Annotated in this window: 14 protein-coding genes; 5 read left to right on the forward strand and 9 right to left on the reverse strand. The window is 64.5% G+C overall.

The features are described 5' to 3' along the window. From EKM57_RS21165 to EKM57_RS21180, 5 genes are all read right to left on the reverse strand, one after another. A partial coding sequence (locus EKM57_RS21165; RefSeq protein ID WP_206185534.1) for a LysM domain-containing protein occupies positions 1–767 on the reverse strand: 767 nt, incomplete at its 3' end. Continuing rightward, complete coding sequence (locus EKM57_RS21170; protein ID WP_129794532.1) at positions 767–2,389, reverse strand: bifunctional diguanylate cyclase/phosphodiesterase; 1,623 nt, start codon at positions 2,387–2,389, stop codon at positions 767–769. The genes EKM57_RS21170 and EKM57_RS21165, both read right to left, overlap by 1 nt. A gap of 130 nt (positions 2,390–2,519) precedes the next feature. Beyond that, positions 2,520–2,690 (reverse strand): hypothetical protein, encoded by a 171-nt coding sequence (locus EKM57_RS22065; protein ID WP_165357600.1) that lies wholly within the window; start codon positions 2,688–2,690, stop codon positions 2,520–2,522. Positions 2,691–2,919: 229 nt separating this feature from the next. Then, complete coding sequence (locus EKM57_RS21175) at positions 2,920–4,095, reverse strand: NAD(P)/FAD-dependent oxidoreductase (protein ID WP_129794533.1); 1,176 nt, start codon at positions 4,093–4,095, stop codon at positions 2,920–2,922. Between the two features lie 175 nt (positions 4,096–4,270). After that, a complete protein-coding gene (locus EKM57_RS21180; RefSeq protein ID WP_129794534.1) occupies positions 4,271–6,118 on the reverse strand; it encodes an EAL domain-containing protein in 1,848 nt (615 codons plus the stop codon). 463 nt (positions 6,119–6,581) lie between these two features. On the opposite strand from EKM57_RS21180, the gene EKM57_RS21185 reads away from it, so the two are divergent. Beyond that, positions 6,582–8,384, forward strand: coding sequence for a tetratricopeptide repeat protein (locus EKM57_RS21185; protein ID WP_165357601.1), 1,803 nt, complete (start codon positions 6,582–6,584; stop codon positions 8,382–8,384). Positions 8,385–8,512: 128 nt separating this feature from the next. Here EKM57_RS21185 and EKM57_RS21190 read toward each other — a convergent pair whose 3' ends face one another. After that, a complete protein-coding gene (locus EKM57_RS21190) occupies positions 8,513–11,533 on the reverse strand; it encodes a TonB-dependent receptor domain-containing protein (RefSeq protein ID WP_165357602.1) in 3,021 nt (1,006 codons plus the stop codon). A 413-nt stretch (positions 11,534–11,946) separates the two neighbouring features. Between EKM57_RS21190 and EKM57_RS21195 the strand changes: the two genes are divergently transcribed. Together EKM57_RS21195 and EKM57_RS21200 are read left to right on the forward strand one after the other, a co-directional pair. Beyond that, complete coding sequence (locus tag EKM57_RS21195; protein ID WP_129794537.1) at positions 11,947–12,453, forward strand: MarR family winged helix-turn-helix transcriptional regulator; 507 nt, start codon at positions 11,947–11,949, stop codon at positions 12,451–12,453. After that, positions 12,450–13,520, forward strand: a complete 1,071-nt coding sequence (locus tag EKM57_RS21200; protein WP_243451181.1) for a CDGSH iron-sulfur domain-containing protein — start codon at positions 12,450–12,452, stop codon at positions 13,518–13,520. Before EKM57_RS21195 ends, EKM57_RS21200 begins: the two co-directional genes overlap by 4 nt. Before the next feature lie 12 nt (positions 13,521–13,532). Here EKM57_RS21200 and EKM57_RS21205 read toward each other — a convergent pair whose 3' ends face one another. After that, on the reverse strand, positions 13,533–14,726 hold the full coding sequence (locus EKM57_RS21205) for an aminotransferase class V-fold PLP-dependent enzyme (protein ID WP_129794538.1): 1,194 nt from the start codon (positions 14,724–14,726) through the stop codon (positions 13,533–13,535). Positions 14,727–14,802: 76 nt separating this feature from the next. Between EKM57_RS21205 and EKM57_RS21210 the strand changes: the two genes are divergently transcribed. Next, positions 14,803–16,191, forward strand: coding sequence for an amidohydrolase family protein (locus EKM57_RS21210; RefSeq protein ID WP_165357603.1), 1,389 nt, complete (start codon positions 14,803–14,805; stop codon positions 16,189–16,191). A gap of 5 nt (positions 16,192–16,196) precedes the next feature. Further along, the gene (locus EKM57_RS21215; protein WP_129794540.1) at positions 16,197–17,630 is read left to right on the forward strand and encodes an amidohydrolase family protein; all 1,434 of its coding nucleotides are present in this window, start codon (positions 16,197–16,199) and stop codon (positions 17,628–17,630) included. Positions 17,631–17,896: 266 nt separating this feature from the next. On the opposite strand, the gene EKM57_RS21220 is transcribed toward EKM57_RS21215, so the two are convergent. Together EKM57_RS21220 and EKM57_RS21225 are read right to left on the reverse strand one after the other, a co-directional pair. Continuing rightward, a complete protein-coding gene (locus tag EKM57_RS21220; protein ID WP_129794541.1) occupies positions 17,897–19,294 on the reverse strand; it encodes an amino acid permease in 1,398 nt (465 codons plus the stop codon). A 188-nt stretch (positions 19,295–19,482) separates the two neighbouring features. Next, positions 19,483–22,053, reverse strand: coding sequence for a M14 family metallopeptidase (locus EKM57_RS21225; RefSeq protein WP_129794542.1), 2,571 nt, complete (start codon positions 22,051–22,053; stop codon positions 19,483–19,485). Positions 22,054–22,267 lie beyond the last annotated feature (214 nt).

A 22,267-nucleotide genomic window follows, 5' to 3' on the forward strand; every position in this document is an offset into this window, starting at 1 on the left:
CGTCTTGACCGCACCGTTCGCTGGACTCGCATCGCCCGCTCGAGGTCTCGGCGAACGGCCGCGTTGGCGGGATCGGCGGCAAGCGCCTGGCGCAGAAGCGCGACGGCACGATCGACGGCGCCGCTATTGAGTGCGGCGAGCCCCTGGGTGCGCAGGCGTCCAGCCAAAGCCGGGTTCGTGGTCGGAGAGGGCGAGGTGGCCGCTGGCGGAGCCGCACGCTGGGGCGCCGGGCGTTGCGGGCCCGCCGAGGGGCGCGGCTGGCGAGCCGCTGGTGTCGGTGCGGGGCGCCGACCGGGGACCTGAATGACCTGTCCCGCCGAAGTCGATTCCGGGACCGCGATATTGTTGTAGCGCGCCAGGATGTAGAACATCATCGGATTGCCGAGGGCGCGCTGCGCGATCGTCGACAGCGTCTCGCCTTCTCGTAGCGTGTAGCTGTAGCTCTCCGATCCGAGCATCTGGCGGGGATCGCCGTCGATCTGCGAAATGAGCTGGCGGGCTATGCCGTCACCGGGATCCAGCTCTAGGACGGACATGAGGCGTTCTCGCGCGCGTTCCGCCTCGCCGCGATTGAGCAGCGCGATGGCTTCCTGCACGCCCTCGCGTCCACGCCACCCCCCTTCATTGGCCGGGGGCGCGGATGCCGGCGCCGGTTCGGGCGCCGGTGCTTTGCTCGCGCAGCCTGAAAGGCCGACGCTCGCGACCAGGAGGAGCAGCCCGGCTGTCGCGCTGTGCCGCGAGCGTCGCTTCGCATGAATCGCCTTCATCATCTCATTCCCTGCCTGAGCATCTCCAATTGGCCGCGCGCGTCCTCGCGGCCCGAACGACCGTCACGATGAACGGCGTAGCGAATGAAATCCTGAGCGTTCAGCGGCTTGGAGAAATAGAATCCCTGAAACAGATGGCAGCCGAGCTTCTGAAGTGTCTCGACTTCTTCGATCGTCTCGACACCTTCGGCGAGTACGGCGATGCCGAGCCCCCTGCTGAGCTCGATCAGGCTGTGACAAATGGCCCGGCTGTCTCGGCGGAGATGCACCTGCTGCACGAACTCTCGGTCGATCTTGAGCTTGTCGAACGGCAGGTTCTTCAAATAGCTGAGGCTGGAATAGCCGGTTCCGAAATCGTCGATGGCGATGCTCACGCCGATCGCGCGAAGCTGCCCGAACAGATGCCGGGCCCGCTCCGCATCCTTGGCGGAGGCGGTTTCCGTCAGCTCTATCTCGAGCGAGCCGGGAGCGAGTCCGTGACGGTTTAATGTGCGCTCGACGGCATCTTTGAGGTTGAGGTCGCCGAGCTGCCGGCCGGAGAAGTTGACGGCCACCTTCAGGTGGCCGAGGCCGAGCCCGTTCCACGCCTTCACTTCGCTGCAGGCGGCATTGAGCGTCCATAATCCGATTTCGCGCGTGAGGTCGCTGTCCTCGAGGACGGGCACGAACGTCGCCGGTGCGATGAGTCCGACCTGCGGATGCCGCCATCGGAGGAGTGCCTCGGCGCCGATGAGCAACCCGCGGGAAAGGTCGATGACGGGTTGGAAATGGAGCTCGAGCTCATGTCGCTGGATGGCGAGCCTCAGACCCTGCTCGATCACGAAGCGCTCGCGCGCGACGTCCGCCGTGCTCGCCTCGGCGCAGGCAGCCTCCGATCCCTCGCCGACACGGGACAACATGACGAGGGCGTGGTTCAGCAGCCCCACGGCACTATCGGCATCGTCCGGAAAGATCGCGCCGCCTGCCTCGATCTCCGGAATGAGCGCGAGCCCTTCCGCTTCGATCTCCGCGCCCATCGCGTAGCACAGAGCCGACATTTCGCGTTGCGCCGCGTCGGGTGTGGACTGCTCGAAGAACAGTGCGAAGCAGTCGCGATCGACATGCGCGAGCAGCCGCTCCTTGCCCAGGCTCAGCGCCAGCCGCTCGGCGAAGACCTTCAGCGCCACTTCGGCTGCATGGGGGTCGAAGGCAGCCAGGCGCTTGTAATCGGCAAATCGAATGGCTCCGACGAAGGCGCGGCCGGCGTCCGCGGAAACATGGGCCTCGATGCGTTCGAGCAGACTCTCGCGGATCGGGAGACCGGTGATGGCATGCCGCCTTACCCACCGATGATCGAGCGCCTCCAGCCGATCGAGCAGGCGACGCGTCTCCGCCAGAAGGACGACGCCATCGGTTTCCTCATCAGCGCTCGGATCGTTGCGCGCGTCGCGTAACAGGCGCGCAGCCTGGGCCGCCGGACGCAGGGCATAGTGCAACATCAGGACTGCCGACACGGAGACGATGGCGCAGAGACCAAGGAACCCCGAGCTGACGAAGGGCGAGGCTATGGCGACCCATGGCGCGGTCGCCAGCAGCGCAATAGCGAGCGCCCTGTACTGCAGACTTCGAAAGCCGATAGCCACAAACGCTCCGCTCCATTCGGAGCGACCGCTCTAATATGATTCGGTTGTGGACCGGTTAAGCCATTGGGCCGCTTCATCAGCGGCCTCCCGCCCCGCGTTCCGCTTCGCCAGCGGATCGGACCTCCCTCCCCTATCTCGCAGCGCTCCTCCGCTCGGCTTCGTTGATGGCGGCGAGCAGGCTCTCGAACTGGTTCGCCTCCTCGAGCGGGATAGCGCGCCGAAAGCCCGCCCCGAGAATGTCGAGGTCGCCCTGCGTCAACAACCCGATCGCGACCACGCGATGCGTCTCTCGCTTCGGCACTTCGCCCTCCAAGGACCTGACCAATCGGACTAACGCCCTGGCCAGGCCGTCGTGCAGACCGTTGAGCCTGCTACGAGCCAGTCTGCACCGGACGCAGGTCCGACCGAGGGTCAGCGGGTGCGGGCTGAGGCGTCGGCACGGTAGGAATTGCCGTCAGGAGCTGCGCGCCCCGCCGGAACGGCTGCCGGGGCACAGCACGTTTGCAGGACCGTCAACGCGTGAGGCTGCATCAAACCGCTTGGCCGGCCGCCCACCCGCTGGCCCAGGCCCATTGAAAATTGTATCCGCCCAGCCATCCGGTCACATCGACGGCTTCGCCTATCACGTAGAGCCCAGGGACCCGCTTGGCCTCCATGGTCTTAGACGACAAGTCGGCGGTACTGACTCCACCCACCGTCACTTCGGCCTTGGCGAAGCCTTCGGTGCCATTCGGCTGGAAACGCCAGTCCCTGAGCCGGGTCTCGGCAGCTCGCAAAGCCGCATCCTTCACATTGGTGAGGGGACCATCCAGGGCGAGCCGGTCGTTCAGGGCATCGGCCAGCCGATGGGGAAGCGCGGAACGCAACAGGCTGCGCAGGGTAGCGCGTGGACTCTGCTGCTTCGCGCTCAGCAACCATCCGGTGTCCTCGTGCGGCAAGAAGTCGATCGCTATGGGGCTGCCTCGGCGCCAATAGGAGGACACTTGAAGAATGGCCGGGCCGGACAGCCCGCGATGAGTGAACAAGGCCGCCTCCCGAAACGACGCGCCGCCGCAACGCGCGATCACTTCCGTCGCAACGCCGGAAAGGTCCCGGAAAAGGGCGTCTGCACCGCTCAAGGTCAGCGGCACCAGCGCCGGACGAGGCTCGACGATCTTGAGGCCGAACTGGCGTGCAAGATCGTAGGCGTATCCGGTTGCGCCCATCTTCGGAATGGAAGGGCCGCCAGTGGCAATCACCAGTGAAGGGGCGTCCGCCGCCTGCCGATCGGTCGTGACGGTGAATCGTCCATCGCCATGTTCGATCCTCGCGATGCTCTCGCCGCAGGAGAGGTCGACACCGGCCTTTGCGCACTCTGCGAGCAGCATGTCGACGATCTGGCGGGCGGATCCATTGCAGAAGAGCTGCCCCAGGGTCTTTTCATGCCAGGCGATGCCGTAGCTTTCGACCAACGCCAGGAAATCCTGTGGAGTGTACCGACTGAGCACCGACTTGGCGAAGTGCGGGTTGGCGGAAAGGAACCGGTCGGGAGCGGTGTGGATGTTCGTGAAATTGCATCGGCCGCCGCCCGAGATCAGGATCTTCTTGCCGGGTTTGTCGGCGCGATCGACCACCAGCGCCCGCCGGCCCCGCTGCCCCGCCTGCGCCGCGCACATCAAGCCAGCCGCACCGGCGCCAAGAATGATCACATCGTAACGGCTGCGCATCTTTGAAGACCATCCCGCGGCGAAAGCCCTGGCAGCTTACAGCCCCCATTGTCGGTTGGGCCAGATCGTCGGGAAGAGCGAGCATCTTCTATCCATAACAGCGGCAAGCGTCAGCTCTTGCGGGCGCCGCGATCGCGGATCGGCGCTCCCGCCGGGCTTCCGCCGCTCCATCTCGCTAGGACGAGCGGCGCGCCGCCAGCTTACGTGCCGCAGGCACGAACCTGTCGGCTTCCCTCGAGCGCTGTGATCGGCCGATGAGCCGCGCCGTCGTCGCTTGTCGATCGACAGCGCGGGAGAACAGGTAACCTTGGCCAAGGATGCAGCCGGCCGCCTGTAGCTGCTCGGCTTGAGCTTCGGTTTCGATCCCTTCGGCGATCACCCGGATGTCGAGCTTCGTCGCTATCTGGATGAGCCCCTCGACGATGGCCAGGCTGGCATCGCCGGGCGCGAGACGGTCGACAAATCTCTTGTCTATCTTAATGATGTCGACGGGCACGGTCAGCAGGTGCGTCAGCGAGGCATAGCCCGTTCCGAAATCGTCCAGCGCGACCCGGAGGCCCTTGGCGCGCAGGGCTTCGACCGCTTTTTGCACGAGGCGGTCTCCATCGCCCATATAGACGGTTTCGGTGACTTCGAGGATGACGTGCTTCAATGGCACGTTCTCCCGCTCGAACGCTTCCGTAAGAACGCGGTCGAGCGAACCGCCGTGCATGTCCGCCGACGAGACGTTGATGCCGACATGCTCGAACGGAATGCCCAGATCGAGCCAGGTCCGAACGTCGGCGGCGACGAGCTCCATCATGCGGGCCGTCATGGCTGTCGCGACATGAACGTCCTTGGTCGCTTCCTGGAATTGGGCGGCACACACGATCTGGTCGCCCAGTCGCATCCTGCAGAGCGCCTCGAGCCCCACGATCTCGCGGGTGTCCAACCGAACCACCGGTTGGTAGTAGGCGTCGATCCGATCCTCGCGGAGCGCTGCGTCCACTTCGCGAATGTCGCGCAGGCGGCGGGTGATGTTGGTCCCGAGCCCCGGCCAGTAGCGCACGAATCCGCCGCGCCCGGTTTCCTTGGCGTGGTACAAGGCGAAATCGGCATTCTGCCGGACTCGCTCCGCCACCCGGTCTCCAGCCGAGAGGACCGCGCCGCCGACGGTTGCGCGTGGAACCACGATATGCCCGGCGCAATTTGCAGGCTCTGCGAGGGCGGCCAGGATCCGCTCCGCCGCCCGTTCGAGATCGCTCGACATCTCCGGTGACTGCAGGATCATGGCGAATTCATCACCGCCGATCCGAAACGCCCGGTCGGGCGCGATCTCGGCCGCGATCCGCTCTCCGGCGACCCTCAGAAGGCAATCGCCCGCCTGGTGGCCGAACGTGTCGTTGACCACCTTGAGGTTGTCCAGATCGAGGACCAGCAACGCCCAGTCTCCTGGAACCTCGCAGTCCAGCTCCGACAGGGCCGCGTTGAACGCAGCCCTGTTGGAAAGCCCGGTCAGTGCATCTGCGAAGGCGCGCCGCTCATGTTCGATAACGCGCTGATGGCGGTCCAGGGCGATCACGCACAGATGGACGCAGTGTCGGACGATTTCTTTCTCGAGCTCCGTCGGACCCCTGCATTCGCGATAATAGAAAGCGAAGGTGGCGATCGGTTCGCCTTCTGCGTCCAGAATCGGGCTCGACCAGCAGGCTCGAAGCCCGAGAGGAAGAGCCAGATGCTTGAAGGCCGCCCATCTGGGATCCGTCTCGATGTCGGTCACCGTCACTTCGGTGCGAAGATGGGCGGCCGTCCCGCACGACCCGGCGTGCGGCCCCAGTTCGACGCCGTCCAGAGCTGCCGAATAGTCCGGCGGAAGGCTTGGCCCGGCAAGGGGGCGGACGAAGCCCCCGCGATCGACGGTGAGGACCGAGCAGATGACATCCGGCGCCAGCTTTTCAGCCTCCAGGCACATGCGCGAGATGGTGCTCGCAAGCGTATCGCCCTTCGCGATCATTTCGAGAATGATGTTCTGGAGCTGTAGCATGACTTCCTCAAGCACGACCGCGGCGCCGAGTCCCACCCGGCCCTGGGTCGGCTAAGGAAGCATGAGGGAAACTGTTAAAGATTTACCTTCACGCACAGCGCCTTAGTAGCGATGCGACGCCGCTTCGGATCGTCTGGGCTGGCTTGGCCGACCAGCACATCGCGACAAGTCGACGTCCGGGGTAGAATTCCTTCAGCGGCATATGCTCGAGCTTCGACATTTCTCGAGGGAGATTGAATTGGACGGGTGGAGCACATTGTCGCCTGCGGCGAGCGGCTTGCCTTCGGGCGTCTTGTGCGAGGCCCCGACGCCGTGAGAGAAGCTGAGCAACAGCCGGGCACGCAGTCGGCTGCTTCGGAGGCCAGCTACAAAGGCTCAATCACACTGGGGAATCCGCCGACGAACATGGATGGGCTTGCGCATGAACCGGCTATCCGAGGCCCGAGGCGATGGATGGCAGATCATGACCTTTGACTACGCGCTGGCGCGGGCAATGGAGCACCTTCGGGCCGGCCAGCTGGAGCCTGCAAGCGCCCTTCTCAACGAAGTGCTGGGGACCGCCCCCGACGAGCCAGACGCGCTCCAGCTCCTCGGTCTGGTTGCTCGTGCTCGCAAGCACCATGAACGGGCCGCCGAGCTGTTTCGGCAATCGCTCCGAACCAAAGCCGATCAGCCGCACGTCCTCAACAATCTCGGCAATACGCTGCTCGACCTGAAGCGGCCGATCGAGGCGATAGAAGCCTATCGAGCCGCCTTGGCGCTCCAACCCTCTTATGGGGATGCGATCACCAATCTGGGTCTCGCCTATATTGCAGCCGGGGACGCTCAGAATGCGTGCGAAGCGCTCCGCCGGGCCGCCGACATGGATAGCACGAACGCCAAGGCCTGGTCCGCCCTCGGTCGCGCGCTGAGGGCCTCGGATCGGCTCGACGAGGCCATTGCGGCGTTCGGCACGGCCTTGTCGCTGCGCCCGAATAGCCTGCCGACGCGGCACAATCTGGCGGTCACGCTTCGCTTGGCCGGCAAGCCGGAGCAGGCGGTCGGGATGCTGGAGGAATGTGCCGCCGCCAATCCGAGCGCCGCCGAAATCCGCTACAATCTTGGGCATTGCTATTACGACCTTGGCCGGCTGGACGAAGCGGCCGCCGCATATCGGGCCGCAATCGCGGCGAAACCGAGCTATCGAGACGCCCATGACTCCCTCAACCGCCTCCTTTGGCAGCGGGGCGACACGACCCATTACCTGCGCAGCTATGCGGAGGCGCTTCGCCGCGATCCGGATGATGCCGACCTGCTGGCGGACCTCGCCAACCGCCTCAACCTGGATGGCCGGACCGCGGACACTGTCCGGCTCCTGGAAGACGCTCTTGCCAGGGGCGTCGACAGCCCTTCGATCCGCCACCGGCTCGGACAGGCCTGCTGGGCCGAAGGTGACAAGAAGGCGGCGCTGTCGCATCTCGAGGCCGGAATGGGATCGGGGGCCGGGATCGATTGCCGGCTCGAGCTCGTCCGCTGCCTGATCGTGCAGGGGCGCTACGACCACGCGCTCGAGGCCGTGGCGCCCGCGCTGGAGGCCAGGCCGTTCGATCAGCAGGCCATCGCCTATCAGGGCCTCGCCTGGCGGCTCCTCGGAGATCCGCGCGCGGAGCGTCTCAACGATTATGATCGCTTCGTCTCGGCGCGAATCCTCCAGCCGCCGGAGGGCTGGGGCAGCGTCGAACGGTTCAACGCGCGACTGGAGAAGGTTCTGGAGTCGCTCCACACGACCCGGCAGCATCCACTCGAGCAGACGCTCCGCGGCGGCACGCAGACGATGGGAGAGCTGTTCGACAGGGACGTGCCGGAAATCTCGGCGGTCAGGCGGATGATCGAGGCCGCGGTGGAGGAATATATCGCGGCGCTGCCGAACGATCCGAGCCATCTCTTCCTGAAGCGGCGCACGGACGGATTCCGCTTCTCGGGGTCCTGGTCCGTCCGCCTCCGGCGCGAAGGCTTTCACCTGAACCACGTCCATTCGAAAGGGTGGATCAGCTCCTGCTACTATGTCGGCCTGCCCGGCTGCACCGCGGACGAAGCCCGAAAGGAGGGCTGGATAAAGTTCGGGGAGACCGGGTTCAGTCTCGGCGAGCGGGAAACTATCGCGCGAACCCTGAAGCCCGAGGTGGGGAAGCTGATCCTCTTCCCCTCCTATTTGTATCACGGCACCATTCCCTTCGCGGCCGACAGCCCGAGGACGACGATCGCGTTCGACGTGGTACCGCGATAGGCTGGATACGGGTTTGACGCGTCGTCATCGAAGCGTTGGCGGGTCGCCGCGGAGTTCGACTTTCCGCTTGCGCATCCGCGCCCATCCCCTCCCTGCGAGCAGGGAGGGAGATAGGCCGACTTCGAATACTAGAACCTGACGGTCGCTCCGGCGAAGAAGCGGATGCCGAGGGGATCGTAGGTGCTTGGGAAGGTGTTCAGCTGCTCTTGCGAGCTGCCGATGAGCGTCTGCTTGTTGTCGGTGAGGTTGATGACGCCGCCGAACACGGTCAGCCGCTCCTCTATGTCCCAGGCGAGCGACAGGTCGAAATAATGCTCCGGATGGATCACCGGGACGGCCAGGTCGTCCGGCGAAAGGAGACCGCGGGTCACCCGGTCGTCCGTCACCTCGCCGACATAGCGGTAGCGCAGGCTCGCCGTGAACTCCTCGATCTCCAGGGTCGCACGGGCGGTGCCCTTCCATTCCGGCAGCGGCTCGCCGCAGGTCAGCCCGAATGCGCCGGCGCAGCGATTGACGAGATCCGGCACGTCGACGACGGGGTTGCGGTCGAACGTGTTCAGCCAGTTCAGGGAGCCTGCCAGGGTGAGGCTGCTCTCGGCGCCGAACAGCGAGCTCACGTCCATCGAATAAGCGACGCCGACGTCGATGCCGTCGGTCTTGATCGATCCGATGTTGGCGAAGGGGGCGCTGATACCGCCCGGGCTGCCGATCGTGCCGTCGGGGAGGCGTTCGATCGACTGGCAGTAGAAGCTGTCGATGTCCTGGAACTGGTTGTAGCAGAGGTCGAGCACCACGTTGAGTGGTGCGCGAAAAATGGCGTCCTTGATGTCGATATTGTAATAGTCGACGGTGACGGCGAGACCCCGCGTCGGTCGGATTACGGCGCCCAGCGTGAAGGTATCGGTCGTCTCCTCCTCGAGGTCCGGATTGCCGCCGACGATGCCGGTCATCTGGAAGCTCGGCTGGATTCCGGTGTTGCCGACGGCGTCCGCCGGAACGCCGGTCGCGATGCAAAGGTCCCGGATCGGGCCGGGGTTCGCCGCCGAGGCGAGTGCGCACGGATCCGTCGCAGCCTCGGAGACCGTGCTCTCGGAGCGATAGAGCTCGTCGACGCTCGGGGCCCGCACCGCGCGCTGGTATTGGCCGCGAATCATGACTTGCGGAATGATCTGCCAGGTAGCGCCGCCGCCATAGGTCCACACGCCGTTCACATTCGGGAGAGAATAATCGGAGTAGCGGAAGGCGCCGTTCAGCTCGAAGCCGTCGAACACCGGCACGCGGACCTCGCCGAAGACTTCCTTGACGTTATACTCGCCTCCGGAAATCTCGCCGACGTCGCCGAAGCCGCCCTGTGACGGAACGAAAAGGGCATAGACGTCACGCCATTCGACACCGGCGGCGAAGCCCACCGGTCCCGCGGGCAGCTGCATGAGGTTGCCCGACACATAGGCGGTGGCGACCTGCATCTCCGCGTCTTCGCTGCTGCTCGAGCGCGTCGTGATGAAATCCAGCCCCTCCTGGGAGATATTGGGGCCGAAGATGTTCAGCGGCACGCAGCCATTGGCCTGGTTCTCGCACACCAGCTCCCCGCCGCCGGAAACGCCCGCGAACGGGAACGGGCTGGTCTCCCCGGTCGCCGGATTGCGGAAGACCGTGGTCACGCCCTGCGTGAACGCCGCCGAGAGGATATTGCCTTCGGACTGGGTGTTGTTGCTGGTCTTCGCGAACGAATAATAAGCGTCATATTTGAGGTCGGTCAGGAAACTCTCGCTGACGGATCCGATATCCCCGCGAAGACCGGTCACGATGCGCCAGGCATCGCGCTCGAACGTCACGTCGCGAGTGCCGCCCTCGGAGATGCGCCGTCCAATGCTGAGGTTGGTGAATCCATCGCCTTGGGTGGCCGCGTCCGCTTCGGTCTCGTCGAGCGCGCGAAGCAGGTTCTGCACCCCTGCCGGAAGGAAGGGGCTGTTCACCTGAAAGCGATAGCTGCCGCTGATCGGCGTCGCCGCCCGCTTGGTCTGGACGACGTTGTTCGTGAAGACCCCTTCGACATAGAGTTCGGCGCCGGGCGAGATCTCGTAATTGGCCATTCCGCCGAAGATCCGCCGCTCCTGCGGAAGCTGCAGATAGTTTTCGGGGTTGAAGTTGTAGCGGTCGCCCGGCACGACGAAACGGCTGACCTGCGTTCCCGTCGCGTCGAACTTGAACCCATTGGCGTCGATCCCCGTGAGGCCCAACGCGCCGAGCGCGGCCTGCACCTGGGGACGGGCCGCCAGCGCAGCACCGAGCGGAAGGCCGGCGAAGCGTCCGTTCGGAATTCCGGCGCTGCCGCCGCAAGCGAGCGCGGGCTCGCCGTTGATGATCGTGTCTTCGAGGAAGCATTCCGACTGCTCCCGGGCGCCGGCCAGCGTGGGCTTCCGTTCGAAATAATTCACATAGAAGGTGGCGTTGCCGCGGCCCTCCGCGAAATTGCTCCCGACGATGAGATCGAGGTTCGCCTTTGCCGCGTCGCCCCGCGCGGTGATGTCATATTGGGCGGTGGCTTCGACGCCTTCGAAATCGTCCTTGAGGATGAAGTTGACCACGCCGCTGACGGCGTCTGATCCGTAGACCGCCGAAGATCCGCCGGTGATCAGTTCGACCCGGTCGACGAGGGCCGTCGGGATGGTGTTCAGGTCCGTCACCTGCCGCGCATCGAAGAAGATGTAGCGGCGCCCGTTCACCAGGATCAGGTTGCGCTGCTCGCCCAGGCCGCGCAGATTCACGGTCGCGACCCCGCTGCTCTCGTTGTTGGTGAAGCCGGACTCGCCCGGCACGACCTGCGGAAGGGTGTTGAGCAGATTCTCAGCCGTCGCCGAACTCGTGAGGCTGAATTCCTCGGACGAAATCTGGGATATCGGATTGGGCGCCGTCAGCGCCTGGGAGGCGATCCTCGATCCGGTGACGACGATCGCGTCTCCGGCCTGCGGCTCGCTGCCGTCCGCGCCGACAGGGTCGGTCCGGGCTTCATCATCGAGCGAAGCCGGCGCCTGCTCTCCTTCGGGCGGCGCCACCTGAGCGTAGACCGGCGTCACCGTTACGACCAGCACCAACGTCGAGGCGACCCCCGCCAGCAGATGCGTGCGCAGCTTCTTCGCGTTCGTCATGTCTATCCCCTTGAGGCGCGCGTACGCGCATGGCTTGTTTCCCTGCCCAATGTGCTGTTCTGGTTTTTCGATTGGCCCTGCATGGCGGTTCGGGCGCAGCGAACTGCAGTGGCCGAGGGATGGCGATCCGGCCGGCGCCCGCGCCCGCTCCTGCCCCATAATCCTGGAGCCGCCGGTCTCGCGTAACGAGGATCATGTGGACATGCCCTCCCAGCCGTCGGAGAGCGCCCGGCAAAGCGGCGCTCAAGATGGTTTAAGTATATACTATATGAGATAGGGCGCAAGAAGATTCTTGAAGCTTGAAGTTTCTATGCGCTCTGGGCGACAGGCCGGCTTGCGCACCAGTTGCTAAGGGTGTCTTTCCCTTTAAGTGGCAAATTAACTGGCGAAGAGTTTCGCTCAGGGGAGTGAAGATGGACGAGTTACGATCGGAATCTTACGTGCTTGCCGAAAAACATTATGATGCCGTCTCCGAACCGGCGGCGGTGCGCTTGTGGCTGCGGCTGCTCACCTGCTCCCTCACGATCGAGAAGCGTCTGCGACGCCGTCTCGCGGACGAGTTCAGTACCACTTTACCCCGATTCGACGTGCTCGCCGCACTGGACCGCCGTGCTGCCGGCATGACGATGGGCGAGCTCTCGAAGGCGCTTCTGGTGTCCGGCGGCAATCTGACAGCGCTCGTCAGGCAGCTGGAACGCCAGGGCTATCTGCAGATGGAACGCGATCCACAAGATCGCCGCTCCTGGCTGGTGAGGATCACGCGTTCCGGACGGAAGCATTTCAAGGAGGTTGCGGCCGAGCATCATCATTGGGTCGCCGGCATGTTCGCCGGGATGTCGGCCGATCACAGCAACAAGCTCTACGAGCTGCTTGCGGAACTCAAGGATTCGCTGGCCGCCAATTCGCGGGAACATCCGTGACGGACGATGGCTCCCGAGCGGGCGTGACGGCCAGCCCGAGGCCCTATTATTGCGAGCTCAGGCGCGGACGGCCGATCGCCTGGTGCCGCTGCGGCCGGTCGCAGCGACAGCCCTTCTGCGACGGACGCTCGCACCAGGGTACGGGTTTCGAGCCGCTCATTTACCGCCCGCAGGAGGCCTGGGAGGAAGTGCTGCTTTGCGGGTGCAAGCGCACGGGAACACCGCCCTTCTGCGACGGCACGCACAACAACCTGCCCGGCGGCTACCGTGCCGACGCGCGAAGCGAGGACGTGCGGAACGGACTTCGGAGGGCGCAAGCGGACGATCGCGGGATCGCCAGGCTCGATGGCCGCTGCTACGTCGTGAGTCCCGCACCGACGGCGGACAGTCGCGGAGCACCGTTCCGGATCCGCAAGCTCATCGGCCGCTCGCTCGGCGCCGAGCATCAGTCACTGTTCGAGCTCGAGGCTGGGTCAGGCACCACACCGTCCTTCGGCGCCGGATCGGCGGACGTGATCCTGTTCGTGGCGCGGGGCTCTGCGACCATCGAGATTTCGGGACGCACGTTCGAGGTTCGCGAGCGGGACGGGCTGCACGTGCGTCCCGGCGAGTGGTTCCGGGCCGCGAGTCAGACCTGTTCCAGACTGTTCGTTTCGACCCTACCGGCGGCCGAGTCGCTCACGCCCGCCCTTTCCTCCGCGGCAGATTTCGACGACCGCTTTCCGGACCGGGTGAGAGGCGTCGACGAAGCGATCCGCTCCGAAATGGGGCCGCGCTATTTTCAGATGCTGGTGGACAGCGCCGTGGGCCTCCGAGGCGCCGCTCAGTTCATCGGCCACATCCCTCCCTCGCGCGCCGAGATGCATCGCCACCTCTACGAGGAGGCGCTGATGGTGCTCTCCGGCCGAGGCATCCTCTGGAACGAGGAGAGCCGCGCCGACGTGAGAGCCGGCGATGTGATCTTTCTGCCTCGCAAGCACGCCCATTCGCTGGAATGCACCGATACCGACGGAATGGACGTCGCGGGAATCATCTATCCCGGAGATAATCCGAGCCTAAATTATTAGGGCCTTCGGGCTCTAAGCGAGCAGTTCCCGGTTCGCCCGCAGGGCCTCGATCAGCCGATCCACGTCGCTCCTGTCGTTGTACAGGTGAAAGCCGGCCCTGACGTTGCCATCGCGGTACGAGGTGACCACGTTCCGCTCGATCAGCCTGGTGACGAGCGCCACGGCATCACGCGCCTCGAGAGTCAGCATCGGACCGCGTGAGCTGTCCTCCACCGGCGTCGCGACGGGAAAGCCTTCCGCAATGAAGCGATCGAGCGCGTAGCGCGTGAGGGCGCTTATCCGTGCCGCAATGGCCTCGATGCCATATTCCAGGATGATGCCAAGGCCGGCATCGGCCGCGTAGCAGCTCGGAACCGGCGGCGTGCCGGCTTCGAAGCGGCTGGCGGTATGGCTCGGATCGTTCGCGAAGATGTTCATGGCGCCGATGTCGTCCTGCGCGAACCAACCGGACGCGGTTGGGACGAGATCGGGGATCAACTCGCGGCGGACGTACAGAAAGCCGATTCCCGCCGTCCCCAACAGATACTTGAACATCCCGCCGACCGCGAAGTCCACGCCGAGCTCCTTCACGTCGATCACCTCGGCTCCGGCGGACTGGAAGCAGTCAAGGATCACATACGCCCCATGGTCATGCGCCACTTCGACGATGGACCGGATGCTCCCGTTCGAAAATTTGCCCCCATGCCGATAGCAGACGTGGGAAAGGACGACGATTCGCGTGCGCTCGTCGATCCTATCGGCAAAATGCTCAGGTGGGATCAGTCCCGACTCGTCTTCCGCCACGTGCTCGACGACGGCTCCGCGACGCGCCTGCGCATGCCAGATCTGACCGCTGGTCGGGAATTCGTAATTGCTTACGAGAATCCTGTCGCGCCCACCGGAAAAATCGAGCGCCGACGCAAGCGCGTTGATTCCCGCTGAGGCCGAGGCCGTTACCGCGATTTCGTCTCTTTGGGCCCCAAGCAACCGGGCAACCTTGTCGCGCACCCTCCCCGCCCGATCCACCCAGAGGTCCCAATCAGCCCCGACCTTCACCCGATGATCCATATACTCTTCAAGCGAAGCTCGGACCGTGTCGCCCAACAGGCCGTAGGAGCCGCTATTGATGTAAGCGAGCCGTTCGAGCGTGGGAAATCGACGGCGTGCGTCCTGCAGCCCGTCAATTTGAATCGAACTTTGCTCGCAGGCGGATTCGAGGCTGGACATCCTGCATTTAATAGAATTACTTTAGGCTTATAGCAATAGGGCTGCAGACCGCGACAGCCTCAACGGGGGAATGAAGATGCGCCTGTCCAAGTTTCTGGCCTTCTCCGTCTGCGCCGCCCTCGCTTTGGCGGCGCCCGGCGTGGCGCAGCGAAACGTCGAACCCGGACAGCCGGCCCATCCCACTGCGCGAACGGCCCTGCCGACCATAATCCACGCGGGACACCTCATGACGGAACCTGGTGCGCAGGTCATGGTCAACGCCACGCTCGTGGCGATGGATGGAAAGGTCCACTCCGTCCATGAGGGTTTCAGGAACGCGGCCGAGCTCGGATTGCCGCCCGATACGCGACTGGTCGACCTGTCGTCCAAATATGTCCTGCCCGGCTTCATGGATCTTCATGTTCACATAACGAGCGGTGGGATCGCGGCTCGCGGGTCCAGCCTGCGAATGCAGCAGGAAGACGCCTTCTTCGCCTTGAACGGCTATACCAATGCGCTGGCAACGCTGATGGCGGGCTTCACCACCATCCGCGATCTCGGCGCGCCCAATGCCGCCATCTTCTCGCTGCGCGACGCGATCAAATACGGCGTGGTGCCCGGCCCCAACATCATCGCCGCCGGCGAGGGGATCAGCCCCACGAACGGACATGGCGACTCCCACGGGCTGAGGCGCGCCTTTCTCGACGCGGAGTCGCATGACAATGTCTGCGACGGTGCCGACGACTGCCGCCGCGCGACGCGCGCGGCCATCAAATATGGCGCCGATGTGATCAAGGTGCACGTGACCGGCGGAGTTCTGGATCCTTCGGATGCGGGCACCGAGCAGCAGTTCACGGACGAGGAGCTCAGGGCGATCGTCGAGGCGGGCCATTCGATGGGACGCCGGGTCACCACGCATGCGCACGGCAAAGGCGGAATCGATGCCGCGGTCAGAGCGGGCTACGATTCTATCGAGCACGCCATGTGGGCGGACGAGGAAAGCCTCAGGCTGATGAGGCAGCATGGAACCTATCTCATTCCCACGGTGTGGCCGATCACATGGGTGGGCGACACTCCCGAGAAGGTGCTGCGTGGGCCGATGAGGGACATCAATCCGGTGTCTCTGGGCAAACTTCTGAGGCTGGGAGACCAGCCCAAGCGGCTCGTGCGTATGGCGATCCGGATCGGGACGCCGATCGCTCTGGGCACCGACAGCGGCATTTCGCCGCACGGTACGAATGCGCAGGAAATGGTGGAATATGTCGAGGCGGGCATGACCCCGGTCGAGGCGCTGAGGACCGCTACCGTGAACGCCGCGGACGCGGCCGGCCTGCAGGATCGCGGCAAACTGGCGCCGGGCATGGCGGCGGACATCATCGCCCTGGACGGAGATCCTACCGCCGACATCAATGCCGTTTCGAGCGTCAGCTTCGTCATGCGCGACGGCATCGTCTTCAAGCGCGACGGCGCGGAAGTGAAGGAGTGACACTGATGATCAGATTTCCCTCGCAAGCGCTCGCCACCTGCATGACCGCCGTCGCACTTGCCCTGGCCGCCCCGGCTCTCGCCGAGGATTTCGTGATCGAGAATGTGACCCTGGTGGACGGCACGGGGCAGCCGAAGCAGGCCGACATGTCGATCGGCGTCGAAGATGGACGCATCACGTTCGTCACGCCGACGTCAGCGGCGCCCCGGGTCCCCGGGCGGCGTCTCGACGGCACGAACCATTATCTGATCCCGGGCCTGATCGACGCGCACATCCATCTCAAGGGCGCGCGCGGCGGCGACGGCCGGCGCATGGTCGGTGTCGAAAGGAACAACCCACAAGCATCACCGCCGCCGGAGCAGGCCACGGCCGATGCCGCGACCGCCCATGCTGCCGGCCTGCAGGCATTGGCCAGCTTTCTCTACTCGGGCGTGACCAGCGTCTTCGACGCCGGCAACGTTCCGGAGCACATTCTCGGCCTGCGTGCGGAAGAACGCGCCGGCCGGATCCTCTCGCCACGAATCTTCGCTACCGGCAACCTCGTCACTTATCCGGGCAGCCACGGCGGCTCGATGGCGATCGAGATCGACGATTGGAGCGAAGACAGGCCCGCGCTCCTCAGATATCTGGAGGAGCAGAAGCCGGATGTCGTTAAGCTGACGCTCGACGAGCATGGCTGGGGCACGCGCCCGCTCATCACCTTGTTGCCGCTCGATCTCATGCAGGAGATCATCCTCGAGGTGAACCGGCATGGCATCCGCACCACCGCCCACACCTCCAGCGAGCTGCGCGCGACGGAAGCGATCTTCGCGGGGATCGACAGCCTCGCCCATCCCGTCATCCAGGGCCCGATCACCGAGGAATTCGCGAAACTGATGGCGGCCAAGAGAACGCCGATGGCGACCACGTTGACGATCGGCGAAGGCTACAGCCGTCTTGTCGAGCATCCCGAATATCTCGACCAGCCGCTCTACCAGGCCTCCTACAGCCCTGCGGAGATCGAGGAGCTGCGGACCACGACGCTTCCAGCCTGGCGGGAGCGCGGCTGGACCTGGTGGATGAAGGTGATGACGCCCGTCGCGCAGGAGAATATGCGCATGATCGATGCGGCCGGTGGAATCATCGCGATCGCCACCGACCAGACGCTCGGGCCGGCTGTCCACCGCGAGATGGAGCTGCTCCAGGCCGCCGGCGTTCCTGCCGACCGTATCATCACCATCGCGACCCTCAACGGCGCCAGGCATCTGGGCAAGCAAGATGAGCTCGGGTCGATCGAGCCTGGAAAGCTCGCCGACATGGTGCTCCTCAGTGCCGATCCCACTGTCGACATCGACAATGCCAAGCAGATCGTCTGGGTGATGAAGGCCGGGCAGCTGGTCGACGAAGACCGGCTCCCGCTCGCCGGGGGGCGGAGGCCGCTTCGGCGCGACCAGCGTTAGGCTTCAAGTCCCGCCCGGCAGGTGATCGGGCTCGGCCGGATTGGGGCTGGGCCGGTGAATGAGGCGCGGCGTCCCACGCGGCAGGACCCGGCGTCAGCTCCTGGCGGAGCGCAGGCCGGCGCGTAGCGCGGCCGAGCTGATCATGAACCATTCTCTTCGACGTCCGGAAACGCCGTCGAAGAGGCCGTTTGGCCGCGGGCCGCCGTTCCCAATCGGGGTTTGGCTCCCGGACGCTGGGGCTCCCTCCTGCCGCTGGCCGGGCTGCTTCAGGACGGGTTTGCGGCTGTGCGCGCCGATCGCGCGAGACTTCGTCGCTTCCAGACAAAGTAGGCGAGGGAGATCAGGACCAGCCACGGCACGCCGACGATCCAGGCCACGCTCCAGAAATCGGTGAAAGCCATGGTGAGAAGAATCGCGCCAAGGAGCACGAGCCCCGCTATCTGGACATAAGGGAAGAACGGCATTCGCACCGGCAATTGCGAGACGTCGTGCCGACGACGGAAGCTCAGATGGCTGACCAGGATCGTCATCCACACGACGATGGCGCCGAAGATCGCGATGCCGAACAGATAATTGTAGGCGAGCGGAGTCAGCATCGAGACGCTCGCCGCGACCAGGATGCAGGCGCCCGAAGTCAGGATCGCTCCGACCGGCGTTCCATTGCCGCTGAGCCTGCCGAGATATTTCGGCGCATAGGAGCCGCGCGAGAGCGAGAACAGCATTCGAGAGCAGAGATAGATATTCGTGTTCATGCTGGACAATGCGGCGCTGATCACGACGAAATTCATGATGGCGGCGGCATGGGGAATGCCTGTGTAGGCGAGCACCTTCACGAAGGGGCTCTGCTCGACGACTTCCGCGCCGGATTCCGTCCAGGGGACGAAGCTCACCACGATGGTTAGCGCAAGCACGTAGAAGAGGATGAGGCGCAAGGCCATCGTGCGGAGCGCCGCGGGAATGGCCTTTTCGGGCTGCCGCGTCTCGCCGGACGTGACGGCGATCACTTCGATGCCGACGAAGGAAAAGATACCGATCAGCACGCCCATCCAGACGCCCGTCCATCCATTGGGCATGAAGCCTCCCGGAAGGCCGGTGAGGTTTTGAAAGCCGATCGGCTCGGTACCGATGCCGAAGATCGTGCCGAGACCGAGAATGATGAATAACACGATCGCCGTCACCTTGATGAAGGCGAACCAGTATTCGAATGTGCCGAAGTCGCCCACCGAGCGCGAGTTGACGTAGAGGAGGATGAAGGCAAAGCCGAGCGACCAGACCCAGATCGGCAGGTCCGGAACCCAGTAGGTCATGTACACGCCCGCGGCGACCGCTTCGCCGCCGATCGCTATCACCTGCGCGATCCAGTAGGTATAGCGGACGACGAAACCCGCCCAGGGATTGAGGTAGGTTTCCGCATAGGTGCCGAATGAGCCGGCCGTGGGATGGACGACGGCCATTTCCGAAAGGCTGAATACCATGACGACGGCTGCGAAGCTGGCGATGAGGTAGCTGAGCACGACCGCCGGCCCGGCATAGTTGATGGCGATGCCGCTTCCCATGAAGAGGCCGGTGCCGATTGCACCGCCCAGCCCGATCATCACGACCTGAGCCTTGCTGAGCCCCTTGTGGAGGCCGCTTTCCCGCTCGACGATCTCGTTCTCGGTCACTGCCCCTCCACCCGCGCTTTCCCGTCCGGGCCCATGGACTATCATCATCGGCACTCATGGCCAATTGCTTTAAGTCTAAAGCGATTCCTGAATCCGCCGGAGCTGATTGTCGTCGCCGCGGCTCGCCGCAGGGAGATGAGACCGGCCCGCCCCCTCGCTGCAGGCCCGCGCGCCATGTCGCGAATTCATCAGCGCACCAGAGGCCCGAACAAGATGGCATTGAACAGCAATTGATGCAGATGCGTCCATTGGTTGCGCAGGTTGGGATCCTCGCCGAACATGATCACGCGGCCCCTTCCGACCGTTTCGGTCATCAGGAAATCGGTCGATGCGAGACTGGCCTCGTCCTCGCCCTGCAGGTAGCCCGCAATCTTCAGCCCATCGGCGGGCGCGTAGGAGAGCACCGAGCGCCCGCTTTCGCCCGCCGAGAACAAGCGCGTATTTCGCGAGAGCACGTGGAACGAATCCGGATAGCCGATCGTCAGCGGCGATCGATCCTCGACCTCCACCCGCACGATGGCGCCGGGGGTCTGGCGCGTCACGCCAAGCGATTCGGTGCTCGTCAGGCCACCGCCCTCCGATGAGGCAAAGGCGGTGCCGCCCTTGACCGTGATGAGGGTGCCGCCCTGCTCCACCCAGTCCTTCAGATGCTCGGTCCCTTCCTCGCGGAAGTACCATTCGTAGGGCCTGCCTCGGATTCCCCCGCGACCGATGCTCTGGCCGCCATCCGGAATGATGATCGTGTTGTACCGGCGCAGGTCGGCCTGGGCGAGGTCTTCGATGGTGATCGGCGTGAAGGGCAGCCGGTACATCTCGTCGAAGAAGAAGTAGAAGCTGCCCCATGCCGAGGTGTCGGTGCCGTCGCGCGTGAGCACCGCGACCGCTGGCCTGCCGACCGGCTGCAACACGCCCGAGCCGAGATCCGAGCCCTCATTGGCATGGCCGGTGGAAACGGCCTGTATTTGCACGGGGACATCCTCGACCACGGCGCGCACGAGATCGTGGATCGTCTCGTCATTCTCCTCGACCGGCGCGACGAACGCCGCGCCGTAGGAGGTGCCGGCGAGCGTGAACGGGCCCGGATGCAGGTACAGGTTCGCGCCTTCCTCGGCGAGGCGGTAGGCCGCGGCGGCATCGAGCGCTCCGCCGTACGGCCACACATAGGCGTAGCTCGCTTTGCCGCCGCTCAGTTCGCCCCAGAGCGGCAGCGGTTCGTTGACCGGCTCCACCGCGACCCGGGGCACGCTGTCCATCCAATAGCCGTCGATCCCGTATTGGTAGGGCAGGGCCCATACCGAAATGTCGTAGAAGACCGGGATCGAGTGAAACGGCTCCTTCTCGAGCAAGGCGTTGGCCAGTCGGCTCAGCGGCTGCCTCAGGGACACTATATAGCTGCCTGCCGGAAAGTCCTGTCGCTCGGCTGTGCTCGAGAAATATCCGTGGGCTCGGCGCACCGAAAAGGGCTCGGTGGCCCTTTGCACTTCTATGCCGTGGGCGAGAAGGCTGTCGATGAACTGCGACATCTTATTCGGATCGGCGTCCGGCGGAAACGCATAGGCCATGCGCTCGACGCCGGGCACGCCGTCCATCGAGGACCTGAAGAATTCATGGAAGTCGCGATGCAGTTCGCGGCGGTTCGCGACCGTGGTGTCGAGATAGGACATCATCCCGGTGACGTGATGCTGCACCCGGTCGCGAAGAGTCAGCAGCGAGCCGTTCTGCCGCTCGATGACCAGGCCTCCGCTACCGGCGCCCTGCTCGAAGAGGATACCGATCATACCGTGATACTGGGTGTACAAGGTGTGCATGCCCAGGAAGGGCGAGCCGAACGAGTCGCCGGAAAAATACCGCCAGCCGCGCGCGTCGAACTGCTCGCGCATGTCCTGCGCGTAGATCTCCCACCACTTCCGCAGCGTGTCGTTGGGCAGGTTCGTGTTGTAGGGTTCCGGATAAGGCGGAAAGAAGAAGGTCGAGTCGACTCCCATCTCGTGAATGTCGAGCGCGAGCTCGGGCCGCCAGTTCCGGATCAATTCGACCTTGGCACGGCCTTCGCGCATTTTCAGCGGCACCATGTCTCGGTTCGGATCGAGCTGATAATGGTTGGAATCATTGCCGACGCCCCAGGGCTCGTTGTGCTCCGCGGCATTCGGGTCGGCCTTGGGAATTCGGCTCTGCACCGTGCGGTACCAGGAGACATAGCGCTCCCGAGGTGACGGATTTTCGACCGGGATGATGTAGGTCAAGGCCTCGTCGAGGATACGCAAGGTGCGCGGATCCGTGCCGGCGAGAAGCTGGTAAGCTATGATCTGCATGGCCTCGACCGAGGAAGCTTCGCTCGTGTCGATCGTCGAGATCATGACGGCAGCCGGCGTATTCTCGACTATGGTTTCGAGCTCGCCGTCGCGGAGCTTGCGCGGGTCCGCCAGCTTGCCGAGATTCTCGACGTGCGTCTCGAGGGCGGCCAGATTCGCCGGGCTGCTGACCACCAGCATGTAGAGCTTCTTGCCCTCATAATCTTCGCCATAGGTCACCAGCCTGGCCCGATCCGAAGCTTCGGCCCAGCGATGAAGCAGTCTTTCGGTCTCGTAGAAGCTCGTGAACTGCGCTGGCGGCTCGAAGCCGAGCACTTCCCCGATGGTCGGGATTTCGGGGTCGTAGGTGCTTCCCGGCACCCATTCCGCCGAGGCTGCCGCCGGACCCGACATGAGCTGGATCGCAACGAGGCAGGCCGCTCTTACCATAAGCCTGGAAAGACGCATGAAGCTTCCCCGCCTTGCGCACGCCTCTGGTGCGAATTGCTACAAGCCTAAAGTAATCGTATCCGAGGCGGGATGTCCAGCTTCACGGAAGCGTCGCGGTTGCGGTCCGGCGCAGGACGCGCTGGCCGGCAGCGACATTCGAACGCCGCTACCTCGAAATGCGACTTTGTTCCCTGACCCGTCCGAGCTGCTTGCTTCACCTGGGAGGGCTGAC

Source organism: Sphingosinicella sp. CPCC 101087, from assembly GCF_004151485.1.
In the GTDB taxonomy this organism is placed as follows: domain Bacteria; phylum Pseudomonadota; class Alphaproteobacteria; order Sphingomonadales; family Sphingomonadaceae; genus Allosphingosinicella.

Bases quoted from the DNA above. Each gene is read 5' to 3' on its own strand.
- EKM57_RS21175 (WP_129794533.1), bottom strand. From the start codon at position 4,095: ATGCGCAGCCGTTACGATGTGATCATTCTTGGCGCCGGTGCGGCTGGC.
- EKM57_RS21215 (WP_129794540.1), top strand. From the start codon at position 16,197: ATGATCAGATTTCCCTCGCAAGCGCTCGCCACCTGCATGACCGCCGTC.
- EKM57_RS21195 (WP_129794537.1), top strand. From the start codon at position 11,947: ATGGACGAGTTACGATCGGAATCTTACGTGCTTGCCGAAAAACATTAT.
- EKM57_RS21210 (WP_165357603.1), top strand. From the start codon at position 14,803: ATGCGCCTGTCCAAGTTTCTGGCCTTCTCCGTCTGCGCCGCCCTCGCT.
- EKM57_RS21205 (WP_129794538.1), bottom strand. From the start codon at position 14,726: ATGTCCAGCCTCGAATCCGCCTGCGAGCAAAGTTCGATTCAAATTGAC.
- EKM57_RS21185 (WP_165357601.1), top strand. From the start codon at position 6,582: ATGACCTTTGACTACGCGCTGGCGCGGGCAATGGAGCACCTTCGGGCC.
- EKM57_RS21190 (WP_165357602.1), bottom strand. From the start codon at position 11,533: ATGACGAACGCGAAGAAGCTGCGCACGCATCTGCTGGCGGGGGTCGCC.
- EKM57_RS21225 (WP_129794542.1), bottom strand. From the start codon at position 22,053: ATGCGTCTTTCCAGGCTTATGGTAAGAGCGGCCTGCCTCGTTGCGATC.
- EKM57_RS21180 (WP_129794534.1), bottom strand. From the start codon at position 6,118: ATGCTACAGCTCCAGAACATCATTCTCGAAATGATCGCGAAGGGCGAT.